This is a genomic window from Clostridium sp. Marseille-P7770 (assembly GCF_902143525.1).
GTDB lineage: Bacteria > Bacillota > Clostridia > Lachnospirales > Lachnospiraceae > Pilosibacter.
The window spans coordinates 274,822-299,253 of record NZ_CABFVC010000004.1; the positions used below are offsets into that span (position 1 = coordinate 274,822).

22 protein-coding genes and 1 riboswitch are annotated in these 24,432 nt (G+C 50.0%); of the genes, 4 read left to right on the plus strand and 18 right to left on the minus strand.

All coding sequences use genetic code 11. The annotated features are described in order from the left end of the window. Window positions 1-427 precede the first annotated feature (427 nt). From FN001_RS11395 to FN001_RS11430, 8 genes are all read right to left on the minus strand, one after another. Window positions 428-1,198: a response regulator gene (locus FN001_RS11395; RefSeq protein ID WP_055201459.1), complete on the minus strand. Its 771-nt coding sequence runs from the start codon at window positions 1,196-1,198 to the stop codon at window positions 428-430. Between the two features lie 187 nt (window positions 1,199-1,385). Next, entirely contained in the window at window positions 1,386-3,770 is a 2,385-nt protein-coding gene (locus tag FN001_RS11400) for an ABC transporter permease (RefSeq protein WP_055201458.1), read from the minus strand. 14 nt (window positions 3,771-3,784) lie between these two features. Beyond that, complete coding sequence (locus tag FN001_RS11405) at window positions 3,785-4,450, minus strand: ABC transporter ATP-binding protein (RefSeq protein WP_005362411.1); 666 nt, start codon at window positions 4,448-4,450, stop codon at window positions 3,785-3,787. A 5-nt stretch (window positions 4,451-4,455) separates the two neighbouring features. Continuing rightward, entirely contained in the window at window positions 4,456-4,716 is a 261-nt protein-coding gene (locus FN001_RS11410; protein WP_004611617.1) for a hypothetical protein, read from the minus strand. Window positions 4,717-4,898: 182 nt separating this feature from the next. Continuing rightward, window positions 4,899-5,315 carry a hypothetical protein gene (locus FN001_RS11415; protein ID WP_004611616.1) on the minus strand — a complete coding sequence of 139 codons (417 nt, stop codon included), beginning with the start codon at window positions 5,313-5,315 and terminating at the stop codon, window positions 4,899-4,901. Between the two features lie 27 nt (window positions 5,316-5,342). Beyond that, window positions 5,343-6,374, minus strand: coding sequence for a sensor histidine kinase (locus FN001_RS11420; RefSeq protein WP_117485236.1), 1,032 nt, complete (start codon window positions 6,372-6,374; stop codon window positions 5,343-5,345). Continuing rightward, window positions 6,371-7,063 carry a response regulator transcription factor gene (locus tag FN001_RS11425; RefSeq protein ID WP_118761180.1) on the minus strand — a complete coding sequence of 231 codons (693 nt, stop codon included), beginning with the start codon at window positions 7,061-7,063 and terminating at the stop codon, window positions 6,371-6,373. Before FN001_RS11425 ends, FN001_RS11420 begins: the two co-directional genes overlap by 4 nt. A gap of 86 nt (window positions 7,064-7,149) precedes the next feature. Continuing rightward, window positions 7,150-9,558, minus strand: coding sequence for an ABC transporter permease (locus FN001_RS11430; RefSeq protein ID WP_106999813.1), 2,409 nt, complete (start codon window positions 9,556-9,558; stop codon window positions 7,150-7,152). Window positions 9,559-9,780: 222 nt separating this feature from the next. Between FN001_RS11430 and FN001_RS11435 the strand changes: the two genes are divergently transcribed. The 4 genes from FN001_RS11435 to FN001_RS11450 all read left to right on the plus strand — a co-directional run bounded on the left by FN001_RS11435 (window position 9,781) and on the right by FN001_RS11450 (window position 12,370). After that, a complete protein-coding gene (locus FN001_RS11435; RefSeq protein WP_102289599.1) occupies window positions 9,781-10,149 on the plus strand; it encodes a helix-turn-helix domain-containing protein in 369 nt (122 codons plus the stop codon). 228 nt (window positions 10,150-10,377) lie between these two features. After that, window positions 10,378-10,707, plus strand: coding sequence for a plasmid mobilization protein (locus tag FN001_RS11440; protein WP_002566656.1), 330 nt, complete (start codon window positions 10,378-10,380; stop codon window positions 10,705-10,707). After that, window positions 10,668-12,002 (plus strand): relaxase/mobilization nuclease domain-containing protein, encoded by a 1,335-nt coding sequence (locus FN001_RS11445; RefSeq protein WP_142411907.1) that lies wholly within the window; start codon window positions 10,668-10,670, stop codon window positions 12,000-12,002. Before FN001_RS11440 ends, FN001_RS11445 begins: the two co-directional genes overlap by 40 nt. Further along, on the plus strand, window positions 11,999-12,370 hold the full coding sequence (locus FN001_RS11450) for a cysteine-rich VLP domain-containing protein (protein WP_112115380.1): 372 nt from the start codon (window positions 11,999-12,001) through the stop codon (window positions 12,368-12,370). The genes FN001_RS11445 and FN001_RS11450 overlap by 4 nt, the downstream gene beginning before the upstream one ends. 154 nt (window positions 12,371-12,524) lie before the next feature. Here the strand turns inward: FN001_RS11450 and FN001_RS11455 are convergent, their stop codons facing one another. The 10 genes from FN001_RS11455 to FN001_RS11500 all read right to left on the minus strand — a co-directional run bounded on the left by FN001_RS11455 (window position 12,525) and on the right by FN001_RS11500 (window position 24,420). Beyond that, window positions 12,525-13,010, minus strand: a complete 486-nt coding sequence (locus FN001_RS11455; protein ID WP_233104350.1) for an NUDIX hydrolase — start codon at window positions 13,008-13,010, stop codon at window positions 12,525-12,527. Window positions 13,011-13,012: 2 nt separating this feature from the next. Further along, window positions 13,013-13,669: an HAD family hydrolase gene (locus FN001_RS11460; protein ID WP_142411908.1), complete on the minus strand. Its 657-nt coding sequence runs from the start codon at window positions 13,667-13,669 to the stop codon at window positions 13,013-13,015. Then, window positions 13,659-14,300 (minus strand): thiamine phosphate synthase, encoded by a 642-nt coding sequence (thiE, locus tag FN001_RS11465; protein ID WP_142411909.1) that lies wholly within the window; start codon window positions 14,298-14,300, stop codon window positions 13,659-13,661. Before thiE ends, FN001_RS11460 begins: the two co-directional genes overlap by 11 nt. Before the next feature lie 11 nt (window positions 14,301-14,311). Further along, window positions 14,312-15,115: a bifunctional hydroxymethylpyrimidine kinase/phosphomethylpyrimidine kinase gene (thiD, locus tag FN001_RS11470; protein ID WP_004611583.1), complete on the minus strand. Its 804-nt coding sequence runs from the start codon at window positions 15,113-15,115 to the stop codon at window positions 14,312-14,314. Further along, window positions 15,112-15,786, minus strand: coding sequence for a TenA family protein (locus FN001_RS11475; protein WP_112115377.1), 675 nt, complete (start codon window positions 15,784-15,786; stop codon window positions 15,112-15,114). Before FN001_RS11475 ends, thiD begins: the two co-directional genes overlap by 4 nt. A gap of 224 nt (window positions 15,787-16,010) precedes the next feature. Further along, window positions 16,011-16,110, minus strand: a riboswitch (TPP riboswitch). Window positions 16,111-16,317: 207 nt separating this feature from the next. Continuing rightward, the gene (locus FN001_RS11480; RefSeq protein ID WP_142411910.1) at window positions 16,318-16,518 is read right to left on the minus strand and encodes a transposon-transfer assisting family protein; all 201 of its coding nucleotides are present in this window, start codon (window positions 16,516-16,518) and stop codon (window positions 16,318-16,320) included. 3 nt (window positions 16,519-16,521) lie between these two features. Continuing rightward, window positions 16,522-21,186 (minus strand): LPD25 domain-containing protein, encoded by a 4,665-nt coding sequence (locus FN001_RS11485; protein WP_142411911.1) that lies wholly within the window; start codon window positions 21,184-21,186, stop codon window positions 16,522-16,524. 141 nt (window positions 21,187-21,327) lie between these two features. Next, window positions 21,328-23,418 (minus strand): DNA topoisomerase 3, encoded by a 2,091-nt coding sequence (locus tag FN001_RS11490; RefSeq protein ID WP_142411912.1) that lies wholly within the window; start codon window positions 23,416-23,418, stop codon window positions 21,328-21,330. Further along, window positions 23,415-24,176, minus strand: a complete 762-nt coding sequence (locus FN001_RS11495; RefSeq protein WP_055200130.1) for a DUF4366 domain-containing protein — start codon at window positions 24,174-24,176, stop codon at window positions 23,415-23,417. Before FN001_RS11495 ends, FN001_RS11490 begins: the two co-directional genes overlap by 4 nt. Then, a complete protein-coding gene (locus FN001_RS11500) occupies window positions 24,163-24,420 on the minus strand; it encodes a DUF4315 family protein (RefSeq protein WP_003509287.1) in 258 nt (85 codons plus the stop codon). Before FN001_RS11500 ends, FN001_RS11495 begins: the two co-directional genes overlap by 14 nt. Window positions 24,421-24,432: the final 12 nt, after the last annotated feature.

The following is a 24,432-nucleotide window of genomic DNA, read 5'->3' on the forward strand; positions in this document are numbered from 1 at the left end:
AACGCCTCCTTTTTTCACTTTTTTGAAATTTCTTTTTGCGCCGGATAGCAGGCCGCAGGAAACAACAAAATTCGCCCGGCAGGTCAAAGACCCACAGGGCGAAACAAAAAGCAATATGTTCTTTCCCTACATGGTATAGTACATACGCACAGCCGCTTGTCCCCGCTGCCGGGGGACGGCTTTTTTTGACAGGCTAATCCCTGTCGGATTTTGTCGAAGTAGTTTTCGTTGCATAGCGGCTCCCTCCTAAAGCCGCCATGCCAGAACACGGTGCAGGGGTCGTCGAAGCAAAAAAACGGCGGCCTTGATCTACTCAAAACCGCCGTATCCGTCAGTGATACAGGAAAGCGCACGAAATCCTCTGCCCGTCAGCGGTTTTTTTCTTTTCCCCGCTGTGGAGGCAGATGTTTGAATATGTAGGCTCGTTTCATTCCACAAAGAACAGAACCTGCCGGATCAGCTCCGGGATATTGACCGGGGCGGTGATATAGTCGTTCACGCCCTCATGCCGGTATTCATATTCCGTGGCAGGGTCGTTGTTCTCGGTGAGGATAAAGAACGGCAGAAGCCGGACAGGGGGATTCTTCATTTGGAACATCCCCGCCACCCGCCGTAGCGTATGAAACAGCTCCATTGCTGTGCCGTCCGGCAGTTCCAGATCGCACAAGATCAGTTCTATTTCCTTATCCTCAAAAATCCGGCGCTTGGCTTCCCAAATCGAGGAAACCAGAATCAGGTCAAAGCCCTTTTGTAGCATAGCAGCCCGCAGCACTTCGGCGCTGGTATCTTCTGCATAGACAAAGAGCAGCTTGTGAAAAGTCGGGGCCTTTTCGCCGGATAACTGCCGGTAGGCGTATTCCACCAGCTTATCTTGTAGTAGCAGTCCTTTCATTTTGTCCATGCACAGCGTCGCGCCCCGGCGCATAGCTTCCTGTTCGTAGTCGTCCTTGTCATGACAGGACGCCAGAATAAAAGGCAGCTCCTTGTCTGCGGCCCGCACCTCGTCCAGAAAGTCCATGCCGGAACCGTCCGGCAGGTCGAGATCACAGCAGACCACCAGCGGCATTTCCTCTTGGATGGCGGTCCGCGCTTCTTTCAGCGTACAAGCCGTTTTTACCGGGTAGCCCCGGTGCTGTAAGTATTTTTGCAGGCACCATGTATAGGTGTCGCTGTCGTCGATCAGCAGTATCTTTTTCATGTGTCCTCACCCCCAATATTGATTTACCACAAGCATAAACTACAAATGTTACACAAATGTCCGAGGTGCCTTTGATTTCGACAGAAAAACAGGCTGAATTGTTACAACGCTCGGACATTTCAAAAATTTCTTTGAGAAATGGCGAAAAAAGCGGGGCAGCACACGCCGCCCCGCCGATCCCATACGGCTATTCCATCGTCCTGATTTGCTCAACAAGAGATTGCTTTTTCAGATTTCCAGTTGTGTAAGAAATCAAGGTGAATTGCACAATCAGCAGGATTGCTAAATATATCAATACGATCAGCCACGGAAATGAATAGTAAAAGTATGGATTCATCGTTTTCACAACGACCTGTACGGATAGGAAGCCCAGTCCAGTCCCCAAAACCAATGTTACCAGCGTAGCAAAAACTGAATACATTAACCCCTCATAGCACAGCATTTTGATAAGCTGCTTTTTACTCAAACCAATCGCCTGTAACATTCCAATTTCCTGCCTACGGGATAAGAAGTTTGTGATTGTCGTATTGACAAGGTTGATTAAAGAAAAGCACACAACAATAACAGCCACGATCAACAATACCCCGAAAGAAAGTTGTTGAAGTCCGCTATAATAAGTGATACTTTCTTTTATGGTTTCCATAACCAAATCGCTATTTCCGTCTATCAGTTGATTTAATGCAGCTTCAACCGTATCATATTTTTTCATATCGGTAATTACGGAAATCGTACCTGTGCAATCTATCCCGGTCGCTTCATTCATAAACTGCTCCGGAAGCGCAAAGCATTTTGAGAAGCCGGAGTAAGAATATTCGTTTACAATGCCCATGACGGTATAGGCCTTTGTGCGAATTTGGCCGGATTCGGTTTTATAGTCCACTTCGACGGTATCACCCAACGCAGCCTCAATATCATAGAGATCGGCACGCTCTTGAAGCAAGACAATTCCATTGCCTGCCACCAGTTCATCATAATCAGTCGTTCCCGCAATTCGCTCTTTCTCCAAATTCTGCTGTTCATCTCGGCAAAAGCCCTGAATCCATTTTCCAGAATTACCATTTACACGATATTCTGCGTCCGTGTAATACCAGTGCTTGATTCCTGTAACGCCATCAATAGATTCTACTGCATTTATAAAATCGGCATTTAGAAAATTCTTTTGCTGCAATCCAGACAAAGAAATACCAGCAGTGTCCCACGATTGATTTGCGTTGAGCTGAATGTTAAATTCACCGACAGGGAAAGCCCTGCCTCTTGCCTCTGCAACGCCATCATAGGAAACTAACATTGTCGAAATCAATACAACCAATACTCCGCCGAGTGAAAGAGAAAGTATTGTTAAAGTGGACTTTGCCTTTTGTCTGGACAGATTCATTTTAGCAAGTGAAGCAGGCGTTATTTTACGGTGCAGCACGGAACTTTCTTTCATTTTTCCCTGATAATCGGAATATCGCAATGCTTCCAGCGGAGATACTGCCGCAGCTCTTTTTACAGGAGTATGAATGGCAATCATCACAATAATAAATGCAAAAAGGCCAACCCCGACCGTCACACATAAAGTAGTCAGCCAGTACCAACCGGCAGGAATCAGGAAGTACCCAATCACATTTCCAATAACCAGACCAATCGGGATAGCAATGGCAGCAAGTAATTTCCCCTCGCGGTAAACCATCTTTTTGATCTGTCGTTTTGTAGTTCCGATTGTGCGAAGCTGTCCATAGTTACGGATACTGCTTGCTACTGAAATATAAAAAATCGAATAGATCACAATGCCGGAACCAATGAAAGTTACAAAACCAATCAAGAAATAGAACAGCATATCGCTTCCGTGATTTTCGTCCTTTAAGTTAAAATATGTGGAACGGACAATCACATTATCATCGGAAATTTTTAATTGCTGCGCCAGAGTGTTTGCATAGTTGGTGGCTTCTTCCTCGCTCATATTTTGAGCGCCTTTCAGCCCAATGTAATAATCAATCATGCCCTCGTCGCCATACTGCTGTCTTACTAATTCTTTCGATATAATGGCTGTATAGCGCCCAATATCGCCGGTTTTCACATCTAAGATTCCCGTCAATTTGAAATCATGGGTAGTGCCGTCAGAAAAGGGGATTTGAATTGTCTGTCCCAATTCATTTGAATAGCCCAAACTATCCAAAAAGGATTCTTGCACTACAATTTCATTCTCCGAAGCTGGTAAATCTCCCGAATAGGGCATACTTTGGGATTTTAGCATATCTGCATTTGCATAAGTAAAATTCACGGTTGAATGGTTTACCTGTTCAGAAAATGCGTTAAAAAATTCCCCAACCCACGCAATTTCTTCTTGCTTGTATAGTTCCTGTCCCTGTTGTTCAGAAATCGCATGATACATAATCTGCGCTGTTTTTTGGTTGCGGTTCTGCGTTTCCTGCATAACCCCAAAGCCATAGAGGACAATAGCAGATAGCAATGCGCTGGCAAGTGCAATCGTCAAAATAATAAAGATATTTCTTTTTCGATTTGCCGATATACTGCGGTTTGATATGCGCTTTACTATGCCGCTGGTATCATTTTCAAAAGGCCATGTCATAGCCTGCCACCTCCTTACTCCACAATCTTTCCGTCCTCAATGCGGACAATCCGATCTGCAAGGCGGGCTATGTCGTCATTGTGGGTAATCATCACAACAGTTTGCCGGAACTCCGCACTGGTGCGCTTGATAAGCCCCAGCACCTCGGCGCTGGTCTTGCTGTCAAGGTTGCCGGTCGGCTCGTCGGCCAGCACGATAGCCGGTTTGGTAATCAAGGCGCGGGCGATAGCCACACGCTGCTGCTGTCCGCCGGAAAGATTGTTCGGCATATTTTTCAGTTTATCTTCCAGCCCCAGCAGGTGAACGATCTCGTCCAAAAACTTCTGATCCACCGTGTCCCCGTCCAGCTCCACCGGCAGGACGATGTTCTCATACACATTCAGGATGGGAACAAGGTTATAGTTCTGGAAGATAAAGCCGATGTTGCGGCGGCGAAAGATGGTAAGCTGTTCGTCGTTCATCTTCGACAGTTCTTTGTCCCGGACAATCACATTGCCAGAAGTAGGGGTGTCCAGCCCGCCCATCATGTGAAGCAGGGTAGACTTGCCGCTGCCGGAGGTTCCCACAACGGCCACAAATTCGCCGTCCTCCACGGAGAAGTTCACACCGTCAAGGGCGCGGGTGATGTTCGGCTCTGTGCCGTAATACTTTTTCAGGTCGATAGTCTGTAAAATGCTCATAAAATTCAATCCTTTTTTTGTTTGTTGTAAATGCGGAACGCTGCTGCGCCGGTGGCAGCCAACTGCACCAGAATCAGCACAGCGAACAGGCCGAAGCTCTCATAGTAGAACAGTTCATCCCAAAATAGGAGAACATCACAGAGAGCAGTCAAGGCAACCGTCCAGCGGATGTGCCGGGCCAGCCATTGCCGGAACACCAGCACAAGGGCAACGGGCGGGACGATCAGCAGCGCCAGATTCAAAATCAATGTCGGGGTCAGTTCCATTGCGTCGCCTCCTCACTTTTGTTGATAAGGGTATTGTAAAACCCAAATGTCCGCGAAATGTTACAGCGGCCAAAAAATTTCATTGAAAATCGGGGTGAAATGTTACAACGCTCGGACATTTCAAAAAAATTCACGGCGGACAGCCGGAAATGGTCGTCCGCCGAATCATACTACACAATCTTTTAGATAGATTGATTGTGAAATAATTTCAATCCAATCACCACATCTATCATAAGTTCCACAATGAGAATTATACTAATGGCAACATTAAAATTACATAGGTTATATAATCCGATATAGATTTCACAAGTAAGAAATACAACTTGCAGACACAAATTTAAGTATGTCACTAAATGCTCGTTAGTTCTATTCCACAATCTAAACAGGAACATTGTAAAAATAGGTTTTCCCGTAAAAGCAAAAAGCACTGACAATACCGGCACCAAAAATACATAGTAAGAATCTACTGCATTGCTGGGGGATGTACCTACCCATTGAATTGCTATTTTATCAGGAACAACGAAAAATAAAACAATAGATAAAATAACATTGATTATTAAGATGATTGTTGTTGCTTTGCAAAAATTGATTTTTTTCATGGTGTTTTCTCCTGTTATAAGTGTGCTTTATTTAGTCGGCAACATAATGGAAAATTCCGAACCCTTGCCCGGCTCCGAAACCACTTTGATATAGCCGCCCTGCCGTGTTACGATCTCGCGGGCCAGATACAGGCCAATGCCCACGCCCTGCTGTTCGTGTACTTCTTCCTCACGATAGAAGCGCCGGAAGATGGCAGCCTGATTACTTTCGGAAATGCCCTTGCCGGTATCGGCTACTTTGATCTCCACATACATTTCCCACGGTATCACCGACACCGTAATTTTTCCACCTGCCGGAGTATACTTCACCGCATTGTCCAACAGGTTAAAGAGGGCTTCGGATGTCCACTTGCTGTCATGTGAAAAGGTCAAATTCTCCGGGCAGTCCACAGATACAGCGATTTTCTTTTTTTCCGCTACATACACGATCCCACTCATGGCTTGCGCCACGGTATCAAAGAGGCGGCCCGGTTTCTTGTCCAACTGGATCACGCCTGTTTCCAGACGGGAGGTTTTCACAAGGGCCTGAAAGAGAAAGTCCAGCTTATCCGTCTGGTTGCGGATTCCACGGATAAAATCGGTACGCTCCGCCTCGGTCATGGGCTTTTCCAGCAGGGTGTCCGTCGCCATTTTCAGATTGCTTACCGGCGTTTTCACCTGATGGGAAATATCCGATACAAGGGTCTGTAACTCCTGCCGTTCCTCGTCCACCCGGCGACGGTTCTCCTGCATGATCTGGTAAAGTCTCGCCAGCCGGTGCCCGATTCTGGCGAGCTGGGTTTCACTGTCCTCCGGGCGTTTTGGCGCTTCGTTTCCGGTGATCATGTGGTCTAAGGTTTGGCACAGGTCTACGGTAAACTGCGACAGCCGCTTTCCAAATGCCTGCGTCAGTACAAAGATCCCTGCAAGGGCGCACAGCAGCATCGCTCCGCCCGTCAGCAGCACCGCCGTCTGTTTTGTCACAAAAAACAGGGCTATGGTGATCCCGGACATGGAGAGGACAAGTCCTATTGCCACCCAGCCAAACAGCCGCTTTACCGAGAGGTTTTGAAACTTCATTTTGCCTCGCCTCCCGTCCATTGATAACCCATGCCGTAAACGGTCTTGATGTAGGGGGCACCTCCGTCGGATTCAATCTTGCTGCGAATCCGACTGATGGAGGTTGTCAGGGTGTGTTCGTCCACATACTTCTCGTCTATATCCCACAGCTTTTCCAAAAGCTGTCCACGAGTCAGCACTTGCCGGGGATTTTTGCGAAACAGGTTCAGCATTTTGTACTCCATCGGGGATAGAGTCAGAGGCTTTCCATTTAAGGAAGCCATCTGCTCTGAAAAGTCCAGAAACAGCCGTCCATCGTCGTAAATGTCTTTAGCTGGTTTGTGGTGTTCCAGCATGGCGAACATGGCTTTGATTTTTCGCTGCAAGGCTCTGATCACAAAGGGCTTTGTGATGTAGTCCACCGCGCCCACCTCATAACCCCGTATCTGGTCGCTCTCCTGATCGTTGGCGGTCAGGAAAATTATGATGGTGTCCGGGTGCTGGGGCTTTATTAGCCTGCACAGTTCAAAACCGTTGCCGTCCGGCAGGTTGATGTCCAGCAGCACTAAATCAAATTCCCGCTGGCGTATGGCTTCGGCTGCGGTTCTGGCGTTTAGGGCAGAAGTCACGCCGTAGCCGTCTGCGGTCAGGTTATAGGCCAACATCTTATTCAAAAAACTGTCGTCCTCGACAATTAAAATCTGCTTCATATCCTCACTTCCTTTGCTTTTTGCAGATAGTATAACAGGCAAATGTCCTTAGTTGCAGAAAACACAATTTTCTGATAAAGGAAAATTTACTCCATTGTTTTAATGCGCTCGATCACAGGATGTCTTTTGCTATATCGTACAGAGAAAACGGAGTAAGCTGCCAGTATGAAGAAAAGCGCTACAAAATATATGCTTATTTCTAAAACTGGAAAATGATAAGTCAATGTCCCGAATGTCCCAACCTGATTGAAAACTTTGCAAAGTACAAATCCTGTTAAAGTTCCAATCGTTAAAGTTAGAATAGCCGTACCAGAAACATAATAGAAACATTCTGTTTGCAGCATTTTGGAGAATTGCTTACTGCTCAATCCCACAGACTGTAAAATACCAAATTCCTGCTGTCTTGATATAATGTTTGTCATTAGCGTGTTGATAAGGCTGATTAGCCCAAAAACAGCAATGAAAAATACCAATCCGTATAACGGCATTTTTATGTTATTCATTTCCTCTTGCAGATAAGTAATAATATCGCTGATACTGAAAACTTCTATACCTCCACGATTTTCCGCCAACTGGAAAATCTTATTCTCAACTTCTGTAAGCTGATCTCTTTCCACATCTACAATGCAGGTTATGTTGAAGTTGGAAACATTTTCTTTCATCATAGGTAAGAGTTCCTGCGGAAAATAGAAAGAAGCTGAATCCCCACCGAGATTAGGAGCTTTCCCAATCCCCATTACAGTAAATTCTTCCCATTGTCCATCCGCTGTTTCCACTTTGACTATATCGCCAATTTGAGGAGTGTAATTATAATAGTCGCTTAACAGCTTGGCGGAATTATCTACGATAACTCCTTTTCCGTTGATAAGTTTCTGGCGGTCTGCGGTTCCCTCAATTAGTCCTTGTGAAAAGGCCTCGTACTGATTTTCGGGGATTCCAATTTGGGTAAAGAAATGGCTGTTACCATCCTTGAAAGGAGTGGGAAATTCCATATTTGAAACACAGCCCTGTATAAATTCAATATTCTTTACGCCATTCATATCTGAAATCGTTTCTTCCAAAACTTCATCCAATGGATTTTTCGTTTGAAGTGCATTGATCCCGGCGGGGCGATCTTCCGCATTTGTGTTGGCGGGATCAAGGGAAAGTACAATGTCGCCATTTGCAAATTGCTGTTTTGCCATGCTTTCTACATCAGTTGAATTAAGGTAGGTGGCGGCACACATCAGTAAAACTCCGGCAAATCCCAAAGACAATACGGTTAGTATAGCTTTTTTCTTGTTCCGGGCAAAGCTCATTCGGGCAAGCGAAGATGGCGTGATTTTTCGATGTTCGATCCGCGTTTTTTCTGTCGCCGGTGTATCAGTCGTATTGATTCGCAGCGCCTCAATAGGCGATACCATAGAGGCTTTCTTTACAGGGGTATGGACAGCAATTTTCAAGGCAATTTCTGTAACAAGGGCAATCACAACGGCACATTCCAGTGTAGTCATCCAATGCCAGCCGTCCGGCACGAAACAATAGCCCAAAACACTTCCCAATACAACGCCGATAGGAATTGCAGCACAGGATAACAAAAAATTTTCTTTTCGCACGATACGCTTGATCTGAACCGATGTAGCCCCCAGCACACGCAGTCTGCCATACTCATGTGTTTTCCCGATAACAGAAATGTAGAACAGACTGTAAATAACCAAAGAACAGGCCAGTACAATTAAACTGCTTGCTCCGATAATCACTAATAACTCCTGCGTGGATTTTTCTTCTGCCAATCCAAAATAAGTAGAGCTATACATAACATACTGTTCAGGTACACCGCTTTGTTCCGCAATTTCGTTTATCAACAGCTTCAAAGTTTCGCTGTCCATATTTTCGGTATTTTTCAAGCGAACCAAAAGATCGTAACAGTTTGCTTTTCCATACCGGCTATATAAGCCATTCGATACAATGACTTGATAAATACGGGACGCATTTCTGCTTTGAATAATGCCGCAAACATGATATGTCTGATTTTCTCCAAAAGGCATATCCAGTGTAACGGTCTGATCCAGTTGAACCGGAAGCCCTAAATGCTCCAAATAGGACTGTTCCACAATGATTTCATTTTCTGCCTCCGGCATTTTTCCCAGTAAGTCGGTAACGCCTTTTAGTTCAAGTGCATTTTGATCTCTGTAATACACATCCAAAGTGTAGTCATTGATACGGCTCGTTCCCATTGCAGCCTCTTTGCCGACTGATTCAATCTGGTTGTTATGTTCCAGTTTTTCAAAGACGGTACTGGTACTGTTAATAAAACTGCTCTGGTAGCGTCCTTGCAGATAAAGCCTATTTTCACGGTCTGTTCCGAGATTATATAGTGCTAATACCATCATCAAACTAACTGCAAAAGCAATCGTTATGATAATAAACGCATTGCGTCTTTTATCCGCTTTCATGCTTCGATCTGCTAATTTTTTTACAATGGCGCTGGTGTCATTCTCAAAAGGCCATGTCATAGTTGTATCACCTCCATATTTGATAAGGCCATTGTAAACCCCAAATGTCCGCGAAATGTTACAGCGGACGGATTTTTTCAAAAAAGTGCTTTTTCTTTATTATAGGATAGCCCGCTTTTCCGTACAAGGCACAAAATATGAATTATAAAGTTTAATCTTCCTGCATATAGCAACATTCCATTGAGAAAATATGAAATATACAATGTAGATGGGTGGTGCTATATGGCAAATATCAAAGATTGTCCCGGCTTTGAAACTTTCGGCGCTGATGTAAAAGAGGCGCGGAAAGTCAAGCAGTTATCGCGTAAGACGCTGGCAGAACAGGTCAATATCGACTGGCGCTATCTTGCCAACATCGAAAATGACGGCACGATTCCCAGCCTGCCGGTTATCATACAGCTTATCAAAATCTGCGGGCTTCCCGTGGAACGGTATTTTAACCCGGAGATTATGCGGGAGGAAAGCGCACAGCGGCAGCGGGTCAGCCACAAGCTGAAACTCTGCCCGGAAGAATTTCTGCCGGTCATCGAGGGCGCGATTGACGGGGCCATTCAAATTCAACAGAAGAATGACGAAACGGAGGGTGCATGACAACCCTCTGTTTTGTTTTTGGGAGGACGCAAGCTGCGCCCTCTCTTTTTTTGTACGGTTTTCGGAAAAACCGGGATTTTGCGGGTATTTCCTTGGGGTCAGAACGCTTTTTAGGGGAAGAAGAACAAAGACAGCAAGCATAGGGAGTGTAGCCACACTCCCGGCAAACGGCTTCCCGTTTGTATCTTGGGGAAGTCCCCAAACCCCTGAATGAATGGAGGTGAGAAAGTGGCAAACCGAAAACGGAAGTTTGTGCTGCGCGTCCCGGTGACGCCGGAGGAACGGGCGCTGATCCAACAGAAGATGGCCCAGCTTGGCACAAAGAACTTTTCTGCCTACGCCCGGAAAATGCTGATTGACGGCTATATCGTCCATATCGACACCGGCCCCGTCCGGGCGCAGACCGCAGAGCTGCAAAAAATCGGCGTCAACATCAACCAGATTGCAAGGCGTATCAACAGTACCGGGACTGTGTACGCGCAGGACTTGGAGGACATCAAGGGGGCGCTGGCACAGATATGGCAGTTACAAAGATCCATCCTATCAAGTCAACGCTGAAAAAGGCGCTGGACTACATCGAGAACCCGGACAAGACCGATGAAAAGCTGTTCGTTTCTTCCTATGGCTGTTCCTATGAAACAGCGGATATTGAATTTCAAATGCTGTTAGATCAGGCGTACCAAAAGGGCAACAATCTGGCCCACCACCTGATACAAGCCTTTGAACCGGGGGAAACCACGGCGGAGCAGGCCCATGAGATCGGGCGGCAGCTTGCCGATGAAGTGTTGCAAGGCAAATACCCCTATGTGATTACCACCCACATCGACAAGGGCCATCTGCATAACCACATCATTTTCTGCGCCGTGGATATGGCGAACCAGCGCAAGTACATTTCCAACCGCCAAAGCTACGCCTTTATCCGGCGAACCAGCGACCGGCTGTGCAAGGAACACGGCCTGTCTGTGGTAAAGCCCGGCAAAGACAAGGGCAAAACCTATGCCGAGTGGGACGCACAGAAAAAGGGCAAGAGCTGGAAAGCAAAACTGAAACTTGCCATTGACGCGGCCATCCCGCAGGCCAAAGACTTTGATAGTTTTCTGCGGCTCATGGAGGCGCAGGGCTATGAAGTCAAACAGGGCAAGTTTATTTCATTCCGCGCTCCCGGACAGGAACGCTTCACCCGCTGCAAGACCTTGGGGGAGGATTACACCGAGGAACGGATCACCCAGCGGATCAAGGGCATTGCCATTGACCGGGGGTCGCGCAGAAGAAGCGCCGGGGAAATCTCCCTGCGGATTGCCTTGGAGGACAGTATCAAGGCCCAGCAGTCGGCGGGCTATGCGCGGTGGGCGAAGCTGCACAACTTGAAGCAGGCCGCCAATTCCTTAAACTTCATCACAGAACACCAGATTGACAGCTACGAGGGCTTGGAAAGCAGGCTGGCCGAGATCAGCGCGGCAAACGACGCGGCGGCCTCCGCCCTGAAAGACGCGGAACGCCGCCTTGGGGATATGGCGCTGCTGATAAAAAACCTCTCCGCCTACAAGCAGCTCCGGCCTGTGGCGCTGGAACTGCGAAACGCCAAAGACAAGGCCGCGTTCCGGCGGCAGCATGAAAGCCAACTGATCTTGTATGAGGCGGCGGCAAAGACGCTCAAAGAGGCCGGGGTCACAAAGCTCCCCAACCTGTACGCCCTCAAAAACGAGTATAAAAAGCTGGACGCAGAACGGGAACGGCTGTCCGCACAGTACAGCGAAGCAAAACAGAAATTGAAAGAATACGGCATTGTCAAACAGAATATAGACAGCATTTTGCGGACAGCGCCGGGAAAGGAGCATACGCAGGAACGATGAACATACCGAGAATGAGTTACCCCCAATACCGCAAGGCACGCAGGCTCACCCATGAGTGCTGCAACTACTGTAACGGAAACTGCCTCCTGCTGGACGATGGGGAGGAATGTGTCTGTGTGCAGAGTATTTCCTATTCGCTGCTGTGCCGGTGGTTCAAGGTAGCCGTCCTGCCGCTGGACGCGGCCCTGTGCGCCGAGATCACCAAAGGCCGGGACGAAATCAAACGCTGCGCCGTCTGCGGGGCGGCGTTTACTCCCAACTCCAACCGGGCTAAATACTGCCCGGATTGTGCGGTGCAGGTGCGCCGGAAGAAAGAGGCGGAACGCCAGCGGAAAAGATACCTCCTGTCTACGCATTTAAGGCGGTAAAAGTCCACGGAAATCAAGGGTTTTTCCGCATGGTCGGCAGGCAGGTGGATAAAGTTATCCTGTTCCCCTTAAAACGGGGTTCTAAATGCGGGAAAATGGACAAAAAAGAAGCGCCGGGCGCAGAGGCTTTGACACCTCCGCGCCCGGCGTTTTTTCAGCCTATTAACTGATCTACATAGGTAATCAGGGGATGCAGTTGTTTCAGGCGAAACATCTCAAATAACTTATCTGAACTTACCCATTGAACATCTACAACTTCTGTTTCCTGTAAACGCATTTCTTCAATCTTTATATCCCTATGAAACAGCCAAACATCGTAAAAATCCTGCACATTTTCCCGTCTGGTCTGATAAATCAATTTTTCACTTCCGGGAGTAAGCAGTATTCCTAATTCTTCTTTTACCTCTCGGATTGCTCCTTGCAAGCTGGTTTCCCCGGAAAATACAGAACCACCCGTACATTCCCAATAAAGAGGGTATTGCTTTTTCGGATGCCGCTGTGATAAAAGATACTGCCCCTGCTGGTTGACGATCCATACACTCACAGATAAATGATACAGCCCTTTGGGTATGATTTCTCCACGGCACATTGTTATTCCAGACTTTTCCCGTTTTGCATTATATAAATCCCATTTTTCCATTTTCATACCTCTTTGTGTGGGATCGGTGCTTGCCGAAAATCAAGTAAGTAAATATCCGCAATCCTTTCTATTTCTGTACGCTGATCTGCGGAATACTTATCATAAATCCCACCTGCTAACATACGGGCTGCCTTTGCGCTTTTAATTGCTGGAAGCACATCATCAAACACAATACAGTGTTCAGGTGCAACCCCTAATTTTCTTGCGGCCAATTCAAAGACATCCGAATATTCTTTTCCCCGCTGAACCTCATCTGTTGAACATAGAGCGTCAAATAATTCTAAAATAGAATTGTTCTTTAAGCATGGAATATAGAGCTTTTCCGGCACCCCCGTAGCAACTGCAAGTTTTATTCCATGTTCTTTTAAGCGCAGAAGATAATCAAGGGCATGGGGCAGCAGCCCGACATGGTTACTGTATTCCTCGACCGCCATATTATTCCATTCCTCAATAATTCCCTCTACCGTTTCCTGCAATCCAAAAAGATCAATGGTATATTGTGCGGCTTCCTCAAAACTCCTTGCACATATTTCAGTTACATAATTTTCCGGGACGGGAAGATTTCTCTTTTTCAAAAACTGAATATCTATATGCTCCCATACATCCATTGAATCCAGAATTGTTCCATCTAAATCAAAGATTGCCGCATTAAAATCCATGTTTCTTTTCCTTTCCGCAAAATAAATCTTTCAGTTCCGCAGCAGCAGCTTTTATATCAGACTGCGCTATGATGGCAGATACAACAGCCAGCCCGTCAATTCCCATGGGCTTGAAACGCCCTGCATTTCCCTTATTGATACCGCCAATAACAACTATCGGCAAAGAAACGGCTGCGCGGATTTTCTGTAATTCTTCCATTGATACAGAATCAGCGTCGGTTTTAGTTCCAGTAGGGAACATTGCGCCAACTCCCAAATAATCTGCACCATCCTGTTGTGCCTGTATTGCTTCTGCAATGGAAGATGCAGATACTCCCAACAGCATATTTTCCCCAATTACTTTGCGGCCGGCAGCCGCAGGTAAATCATGCTGTCCAATATGTACCCCCGTAGCCTGCACAGCCATTGCAATATCTATCCGGTCGTTTATGATAAGGGGAATATGGTATTTATCCGTAACCTGTTTCACGGCAACAGCCTGATTGTAAAATTCTAATGAGGACAATTCTTTTTCTCGGAGTTGTATCATTGTGCAGCCTCCTAAAATTGCCTGTTCTACCGCTTCTGTCAGGCTATCGCAGCTCATTAGTTGACGATCAGTAACAAGATAAAGTGTATAATCAAAGTTCATTTTGCACCTGCCTATTCTTTAGATAAACCATGCTGATACAATTCGTAGAAATGGTGCGTCGGGCCACAGCCTTTTCCAATCGCAAGAGAGTGTTCGATTGCCATTGTGACATAAGCCTTTGCAGATTCGACTGCAAGCGGAACACTTTTTCCCTTTGCAAGCTGGGAAGCGATTGCAGAAGAAAAGGTACAGCCTGTCCCATGAGTATTTTTCGTATCAATGCGGGATGTTTCAAAATGGTAGAAATTTTCTCCATCAAATAGGACATCAACAGCATTTCCTATATGATGTCCACCCTTGACAACAATCGCCTTACAACCCATGGCATATATTTTTCTTGCGGCAGCCTCCATATCTGAAACTGTGGAAATCTGCATATCCGCTATTTTCTCTGCCTCTGGAATATTCGGAGTAAGTACATCGGCCAGTGGAATTACTGTGTCTATCAAGGTGGAAACCGCCGTAGGATTCATCAATGGGCAGCCATTTTTGGCATACATAACCGGGTCGATTACGACATTTTGGGGCTTATATTGTAATAGTTTCTTTGCCACCGCTTTCATACATTCTGGTGTAGAAAGCATACCGATTTTTACTGCGTCCACTTCAATATCTTCAAATACGGCGTCAATCTGTTTTTCAATCATATCCGGGGTAATATCTTGGATGTCGATAACACGGCTGGTGTTCTCTGCAACAACAGAAACAATAACACTCATTCCAAATACACCGTGAGCAGAAAAAGTTTTCAAATCAGCCTGAATACCTGCACCTCCGCTGCAATCTGATCCGGCAATGGACAATACTTTTTTCATTTTGCATTTTCCTCCATTCTCTCGTTCCGATAGGCCATCTTCCAAAAAGCAAGCTCTAACAAACTTGCTTTTTCAAAAATATCAGCCAGATACTTTTTATTTGCTACTGATAACCCGGCACATTTATGCTCTGCAAAAGCAGACCATTCTTTGCAGCTTTCTGCATATTGTTCATCCGCATAATCTTTGATAAAGTCCCAATATCTTGACTGTCTGCTTGTAGGAACAGCCGCCAATTTGCGGAATATATAGCTGTAACTTAGCATACAGGGAAGAACCGCCATTAAAATTTCTTCATTCTTTCCATGTGACGCAATCTCAAACATGAAATCAATGTAATTTTGATTTTCAGGCAAAGGGGCGATCAGTTCAATATCATCATCTGTTATGCAAAATTGCTTTAGATAATCCAGCCGCACTTCCGATTCCGTATCATTTACAAAGTTCAGCATGGAGTAGTAAAGCTGAATTTCTCTTAATGTAGCAGCATGAAAAATTGCCTTTCCGTATATGCGGGCATAGTTTTTCAGATAGATACTATCCTGAATCATATATCTCTTGAATTTTTCAAGAGGTAGCTTTCCAGTTTGCACTTCCTGCACAAATGGGGTAGCTGCACATTCTTCCCAAATGGGGATGTTGTGGGTTAAGATGTCTTTCATAAATGCCATGTTTGATCCTCCTAAGATAAAAAAATAGAGCCTCTAAAACAATTAGAAGCTCTTTCAGACGCAATACGAGCGTAAGAAATTGCTTCCCTACGCCGGTATTAGCCGACAGGTCCAGAGGTCAGGTCTTACCTTTTTCAACTTGTTCAGTTCCCTCGCAAACACATATCATATCTTATTCAATTAAAAAAGGACATTCCCAAAACAGAGAATGTCCAAAAAATACGAATCTGTATTCTTCAGCTCCCTGCGTTGGTATTAGCCAACAGGTTCAAAGGGTCAGGTTTTAACCTTCTCAACTACAAGGTAGTCCCCCTGCTTGAGTATTATTATAGTTAAGAAGTCCCCAAAAGTCAAGTCTACGCATTTAGGGCGATAAAAGTCCACGGAAATCAAGGGTTTTTCCGCATGGTCGGCAGGCAGGTGGATAAAGTTATCCTGTTCCCCTCAAAACGGGGTTCTAAATGCGGAAAAATGGACAAAAAAGAAGCGCCGGACGCAGAGGCTTTGACACCTCCGCGCCCGGCGTTTTGCTTATTCGTCTGTGAAGTGGAACCGCTGCGCCGCAAAGTCGGCGTCACTCATGGTGTCCAACTTATCGGCGGTCTGGCAGGCCAGCGCTGCCATTTTCTTGTCCATGTCCGGCAAAGCTGCCCGGAGATTTGCCGCCGTCCTGCGGCGGTCGGCGTTGTGGTACAGACAGATCAGGTTTTCTTCTTCCACGGTGAAATACATTCCTCATACCTCCATTTCTTTTGATTTTTCCCGCGCCGGGGGCTTCTTTTTCTGCTCCTCCTTGGCGGCGGCAAGCTGCGCCCGGATGGACGGCTTCTTTTGTTTCTGCGTTGTCTTTTGGGTCTGCTTGGGCTTTTTGGCCTCCGCCTTGGTTGCCTCGGCCACATCCAAAAGGGAAATCTGTTCCCCGGCTTTTGCCCTTGCTTCCAGTTCCTCCATAGACGGGGCGTTGTTCATCATGCCGTCGATCATGTTGTAGTTCTGCTCGGTGGACATTTCCGCCGTCTTGATATGGCTTTCTGGCTGGGCGGGGATGGCAAAGGCTCTTGTGCCGTTTGCCATAATAAGATACCTGCCGTCCTCCGACTGGTGGTGGAATCCATACCCGGCGGCCTCCATCTGTTCCCGGCTCCTGTCGGTCAGATAGAAACGGCCTCTCGGCGTCTGGATTTGTTCGCCGGTCATGCACTCGTCCGGCGTGAGCTGCTTTTCCGGCTGGGCGAAAAACTCCGGCACCTGCCGGTAGTCGGCCCCCTCGTCCACATAGTAGGCGGTCTGTTTTCCATCCTGCCGGAACACCACAATATCCCCCATCGAGAGGGAATGTCCCTTGTAATCGGCGGGATGTTCCATGTTGAAGCGGCGGTAAATCTCGTCCAGTGTGATGTCCTTGTCCAGCGGCGCGGAGTAGATAAGCTGGTAATTCTTCCTGTCCACCGAAAGCCCATCCGCCTGCAATTCCTCATAGGAACGATAGCGGAAGTCGCGCCCCTCCGGGCCGGGCGGCACTTGGTAGATGGAAAAGTTGGGCTGCGCCGGGGCCTCATAGTCAGAGGCAACATATTCCTCCACCGTCAGCCCGGCAGTGGCGGCCTCCTGTTCCAGCTCTGCCTCGATCTGTTTTTTGTAGTCCTGCAAGCTCTGGTCGAAGTCGGCAAGCTGCGGCGGCTCCGGCAAGTGGTACTGGCCCTGATTGAGAAGCGGGCGGCACTCTTTTACATAGTCCAAAACCGCGTTGAAATAAGCGGTCTGTTCCGGCGTCAGGGTTTCCCCGGATCGCAGGGGACGCCGGGCCTCCTGCTCCATAGTGGCCAGATTGCAATGCAGCTCCATATATGGGACGAACTCATGCAGCAGCATATCCCGCTGGGCCTTGTCCGCCTCCCATGCCTCCGGCCCCTCATGGTGCAGCACATGGTTTTTCCAGCTTTCATCCTGTGCGTAGTATTCGTGATAGCCCCGGATATGCTGGATCAGGGAACCGTCCCCGTCGCCAAAGTCCTGCCGTCCCTCGTAGCTGTCCGGCTGGCCCTGCATGGTAAAATCAATGCGGAACTTGGTCTTGTCGTACCAATGGCCCGTATAGCCCGGCTGCTCCCGTTCATGGCGTCTGGCGCTGTCCAGCTCCTTAAAAACGGCCTCGGCTTCATGCAGCGGCATTTGCTGGCCGTCTTTCAGATGGGGGCTTTCACTCCAAAGGATCGTGACAACTGGCTCCGCTGCCGGATTCTGGGCGATCTGCCGCTTGGCGTTTGCAACGGCAATCTCACTTTCGATCTCGCTTTTCACAAAGGAATCCATCTGGCCCTTTTGCAGCTCATAGCCCTGTTCACACAGGCGGTTGATAAGCCCGATTACCTTGTCGTTATCGCCCACGGCCTCGGCATAGGCCACGATCAACTGCCGTTCCTCGCTGCCCAAACGCGGGGCGTTTTTCTCTGCCAGTTCAATCAGAGCGGCAGCCCGGTCAGCCGGGGACGCCTCCGGCATGAACGGCTTTCCATTCAAAAGGCCGTCGATCCCATTCCACGCCTGCGGCTGGGGAATGGCGTTGGCCTGTTCGGTTGCTTCCAGAAAATCATCCAGCCCGTCGCCGGTCAGGGGTTCTATTGTCCCAGCCGGTCGCTCATGGATGGCAAGGATTTCTTTTCCGGCTTCCGCAAGGGACAGGTCGGGATTGTCAAGCTGGCCTCCGTCCAGTTCTTTGTAGTCGGGACCGTACAGCGTGTAATCGTAGCCGGTTTCTGATGTCTGGATATACAGATATTCGCCGCTTTCCAGACGGTAGGCGGCCTCCTGCGGGGCTTTGGCCTGTTCCAGCGTTCCATCCCCGGCAATGGTAAAGCCCTGCGCCTGCGCCGCCTCCTTGGTTCCCTGCGACACTTCGCCGGTGGATTTCAAATCCGCGTCAATGAGGGTTTGCAGCATGGCTTTTACGCTGGCGGTCATTTCCTGCTGTTGCTCCGGGGGCAGCTTGGAAAATACGCTGTCCGGGTCTGGCTGCTCGGCGGCCTGTTCCAGCGGTGCGGCCTGCGGCTGCTCCTGCTGGGCCTGCCGTTCTTTCTGAAGCTGGGCAAGGTGGCCGTCAATGGTGGTAATCAGTTCATGGGCGGTGGCCCGGATGGTTTCAAGGGAGGCTTTCAGCTCTTTCAAGTCCTTGCCGGAACTCCAACCGGCCACATAGCCAAAGGAATAATCGGAGGTGTCCAGCCCGTAGTGCTGGCAGACGGCATAGGCCACGCTTTCGGCCTGCACTTCGCGGGTGCGGCTGTCGGGACGGTCGGCCTGCTCAATGGCCGGGGCTTCCGGGTCGATGGCGTGGAGCTTGGAATGGGCGATCTCGTGGATAGCCGTCTTTAGGGTCTGTAATTCGCTCATGCCCTCCTGAATGGCGATCCGCTTTTCCGTCAGGTGGTAGTAGCCGTGGGAACCGTTCGGAATGTCCTCAAAACCAATGGGAACCGGGGAGGTCTGTTCCAGCGCCTTAAAGAATTCCCCGTAGCGTTCCACGCTGCCGGTCAGTTCTTCCACGCCGATAGAGGGCAGCGGTTCTCCCTCGGTCTGGCTCACATCAAAGACGGAAACGATCTTAAAGGCCGGAACCTGTATTTCCTGTACTTCGGTAACAGGCTTTCCGTCTTTTCCCATCACCGGCCTGCCCTGTGCGTCCAGCTTTTGCACTTCCTTTTTTGCCTTGAACGGGGCCGGGGCCAGTATCTTGATGGCCTTTTCGCCTTTCTTCACATTGCGGTGAAAATCGTCCCGCCACTTGTTGTAGCCTGCCACAAGCTGTCCGCCCTGCATGGCGATCAAGAGGGTATTGTTGAAGCTGTAACTGTGGAACTTGGACATGGTGGTGAGATAGGCTTTGTAGCGTTCACTCTCGAAAAGCTCCTGTATGCCGGTTTCCAGCCGGTCGGTGATCTCTTTCATGCGCTCAGCGCTGTTCTGGCCGTTTAAGAGAATGGGGGTGACAGGCTGCGGGGCCTTTGCGGGGGTTGCCGCCTCCGGCTGCACCTTGCTTTCCTCCCGCAGAATTTCCGGCGCAGGATAGGCCATCACCCGGTATTCCTCCGGCACTGGCTGACCCTCATGGACGCGCTGCCATTCGTCGCTGGTTCGCAGGATATAGCCGTAATCGGTAAAGGTTCCCTGTTCCTCGTTGGCGATAAAACTTCCCAGCCGGTCGGTGTCAATGGCCGGTTTCCACGGGTCGGGAACGACAAACAGCCCGGAATCATTCAGATAATATTCCCCCAGACTGCGGTTGTCCTTGGCGTTGATTAAGACAAAACAATCGGTGTTTTCAGCGTAGTCCAAAAGCTGCCCGATGGTCTGCATTTTCGCCGGGGACTGCATGACGGCGTTCAGCTCCGCAAGCTCCACGGCGTCCAGCTTTTGAAGCTGGGCAGCAAGGAAGTTCAGTTCGTCCACGCTGGCTGTCTTGATTAAGTCCTCCGGCAGTTCCAGCGGTTTTCCCTCCGGGGCGGAAAAGTCGCCAATGAACAAGTCCTGCTGGTTGTCGGCGGTGATATGGATTTCCTTTAAGGTTTCCTGTACCTGTTCGGCGGAAGTCGGCAGGGAAAGCCAGTACCCATGCGGCCCGCCGGTCTGCGCCTCGGCGCGGTTATCAAGAAAAATGGAAAATACTTCGTTCACGGGTTCCCTCCTTTCCGGGGTGGCTGTGGTCTGTTGCGGCTGTGCGGCTTCCTCCTGTGTGGGAAGTGCTGCGGCTTTTGCCGGTTCCTCCCCCTCGATGGTATAGCCGGGGAGCAGGCAGCCATTGACCTTAAAACAGTCGGCGTATTCCTTGGGGATGGCCGGGGAAATTTCGGTAAAGTAATGGTCGTGGGCTTTGATCCGGCCATTCAGGTACTTGTCCAGTTCTTCCCGGCTGGAAAAGACTTTCCGTTCCTGTCCGGCGATCTTTTCCATCGGGTTTCCGTGGGGTGCGTTGGTATAAAGACCCCAGCGGAGCGTCCACGAGTAGGGGACGGATTTTTGGGCGGCGCTGTCATACCGGGTGTTCTCGGAAATGGAGTAATCCATCTGGTAAACCATGTTGCTGCGGATATGGCGGTATTCGTCCGGGGCCTCCCACTGGTTTGCGGTGTGGGTGACGGGAAGCGTCCGGGCATATTCAAGGGCTTTGTCCAGAAACAGGGTTCTTCCGGCCTGTTCCTCCCATGCGGCGGCCTGTTCTTTCAGGCGGTCAAACACTTCCTGTTCTGCGGCGGCGCTTTCCGCCCGCAGGGAAAGAAGCTCCGCAAGGGGCAGCTTTACCATTTCGGAAAGATCGGCCTTGCCGCTTTCAAAGTAAATCCGACGCTCGATCCGCATAGTGCTGGCCGGTTCTAAATCGTCGTGGTCGTAGGAGCTGTAAGACATTTTGGGTTCACATCCTTTCTATGGCGGTGATCTGATACAAGGGGTTTGGGGCTTCCCCAAAGAGAAAATCCCCGGCCCGGCAGGTGCGCCGGGTCAGGGATTTTGCCGGGAGTGTGGCTACACTCCCTATGCTTGCTGTTTTTAGTTCTTGCCCCTCTGTTCCACGCGGTAGTTTACATACTTGCCGCCGGTATCGGCCAAAAGCACCGTCCCGTCATAGGTTTTGCCGGTTTTCATGGAGCGCAGGCCCTTTACCTTTGCCTTTCCGTCTTTAAGGAGCGCGGCGGCGATTTTCGGGGTGAACGCCTTGCCCCGTTCCTCAAAAAATCGGTCATTCTTCCACATGACAAACTGGCAGCTTCGGTTTCCGCAGTAGTAGTTCTTTTTGCCCTCGTAGACGCTTTCCCCGCAGCGCGGACATTTGCCGATAACCACACGCTCGGCTTGAAACAACTTCTGCGCGTCCTCGCTGATCTGAGAGTAGTTTGCGATCAGGCCCCTTGTCATTTCTGCAATGCCAGCCATGAAGCCCTCCGGGTCGGCCTGCCCCTTGGCAATGGCCGTCAGCTCTGTTTCCCACTGTGCCGTAAGCTGGGGAGAGGTCAGCACCTCCGGCAGCACGCAGGCAAGGTTGTGGCCGTCCTTGGTGGGAAGTAGCTGTTTGCCCCTGCGCTCCACAAAGCCCATCTGCACCAGCTTTTCTAAGATGGAGGCGCGGGTGGCCGGGGTTCCCAAACCTTGGCGCTCGGCGTCCTCCGGCAGATCGTCCGCACCGGCGCGCTCCATAGCGGAAAGGAGGGTATCTTCTGTGTAGGATTTTGGCGGTGCGGTGAAATGCTCGGTGACTGTGGCAGTTACCTTGTCAAAGGTCTGTCCCTCGGTGATCTCCAGCAGTTCCCGCGCAAGCTCCGGGGCGGTGTCGTCGGCGTCTGTTTTGAACGACGCCTTAAATCGGCGGTCAAGCTCTTTCCAGCCGGGGGTCAGGATGGTCTTTCCCTTGGCGGTAAAGGTTTTCCCGGCACAGGTGAATGTGGCGGTGACAGCCTCGTACACATGGGGCGCGGCCACGGCGCACAGCAGCTTGCAGCACACAAGGGACAGCAGTTTCTTTTCCCCCTCGGCCAGCCCGTCAAAGCCTTTCTGCACAAATTCCATCGTCGGGACAATGGCGTGGTGGTCGCTTACCTTTTTGCTGTTCAGCACCCGGCCAAACTGCGGGGACAGGTCAAGCCCCGCCGCAAAGGGAAGCAGCGGCCACAGGCCGGACACAAGGCTTTCCGCCGTTGGCAGCATATCATCGGTCAAATACTGGCTGTCGGTGCGGGGATAGGTCAGCAGCTTCTTTTCGTAAAGCTGTTGGGCATAGTCAAGGGTCTGCTTGGCGGTAAATCCAAACAGCCGGTTTGCCTCCCGCTGCAAGGTGGTGAGGTCATAGAGGCGGGGCGGCTGCTCCGTCTTTTTCTCCCGTGTTACCGACACACAAACGGCCTGCGCCGTTTCACAGGCGGCTTTCAGGGTCTTGGCGTCGTCTGCGTTTCCCATGCGTTCACTGGCCGCCTCCATGCCGCCCGCCGCGATCTGAACAATGTGGTATTTCTCTTTCTGAAAGCTGCTGATCTTGGCCTCCCGGTCAACCAGCATTTTGAGGGTCGGTGTCTGGACACGGCCCACGGTCAGGGTCTTATGGTAGAGGATGGAGAACAGCCGGGTCGCGTTGATCCCCACCAGCCAATCCGCCTGCGCCCGGCAAAGGGCCGACTGATACAGGTTATCATAATCGGTTCCCGGTTTCAGGTGGGCAAAGCCGTCTTTGATGGCCGCGTCCTCCATGCTGGAAATCCAAAGGCGCTGAAACGGTTTCTTGCAGCCCGCCATCCGGTAGACGAAACGGAAAATCAATTCCCCCTCGCGCCCGGCGTCGGTGGCACACACAAGGCCGGTAACATCGGGGCGCTCCATCAAAGAACGCAGGGTGTCAAACTGCTTTTTCTTATCGTCGGGAATGATGTACTGCCATTCCTGCGGCAGAATCGGCAGGTCGTCATAGCGCCATTTTTTGAAACGCTCGTCATAAGTCCCAGCGTCGGCAAGGGAAACAAGGTGGCCGATACACCAGCTCACCAGATAGCCGTTCCCCTCCATGTAGCCGTCCTGTTTCTTGTCCGCGCCGATCACGCCCGCAATGCTGCGGGCTACGCTTGGTTTCTCTGCAATTACTAACTGATAGCTCATACTTCGTCCTCCTTATTTCCATCTTCACTTGTCATATCCTCGTCCGGCTCCGGGGCTTCGTCCTCGTCGTCCTCGTCCTCGCCAAAGTCATACTCGGCCAGATCGTCATTTCCTGTGGTGTCGGCTTTTTCCTTTTTGAATTTCAGGAAGTAGAGGGCTGCGCCGCCGCCCAGCAGCACCACCACAAAGAACACCACAAGGCCGCCCATGCCGCTTGGCTTTTCCTCCTGCGGCTTTTCTTCCTCCGGCTGGGGTTTAGGCTCCGGCCCGTTGCAGGCGGTCAGGTTGTTTTTACAGACCGGGCAGGCCGTATTGACGGCCCCGGCTTGACACTTGGCCGTACAGTTGCAGACCTCCGGCTCTTTTTTCCCGTCCTCCAACAAGGCTTGCAGGTCGGCGTCGTCCACTTGGTTGAGGAAATGCACCGCCGTTTCCTTGTCCTCGTTGGCCCGGTCGATCAGGATATAAAAATAATTCCCGGCCTTGGTGGTGACGGTGATAAGCTGCTTATCCCCGAAAAAATCATCCACCAGCGTAGCGTTGCCCTGCGGGGTGACGGGTACGCCCACCGGCTCCATGCCGCCGGTGGTAGGTTCTTCGGTTTCCTCCGGCACTTCTGCGGGGGCCTCGGTGGTTTCCGGCAGCGGCACAGGGTCAGGGTCAGCGCCCCCGGCGTAGGCGGTAACGGTCGTGGTCGCCATGCAGAGCGCAGCGGCCACAGCCAGCGTCAAGGTGCGGAACAGTTTAGATTTCTTCATGGGCGCTGTCCTCCTGTTCAAAGTCCGGGATCGGGGCCGGGGCCGCCTGCAACGCGCCGCCGCGCACAAAGGCGGCGAACTCCTGCGGGGTCATGTTGAGGCCGCGCACAAGCTGGACGATCTGCAAGTTTTCCTGTTCGGTCTTGGCCGCTTCCAGCTCCCGAAGCTGCTTTTGCAGCTCCGCGATCTTGCCCTTGGTTTTCTCAATATCCTTTTCAATGCGCTCCAATTTGTTCATTGCCATAGTGATTTACTC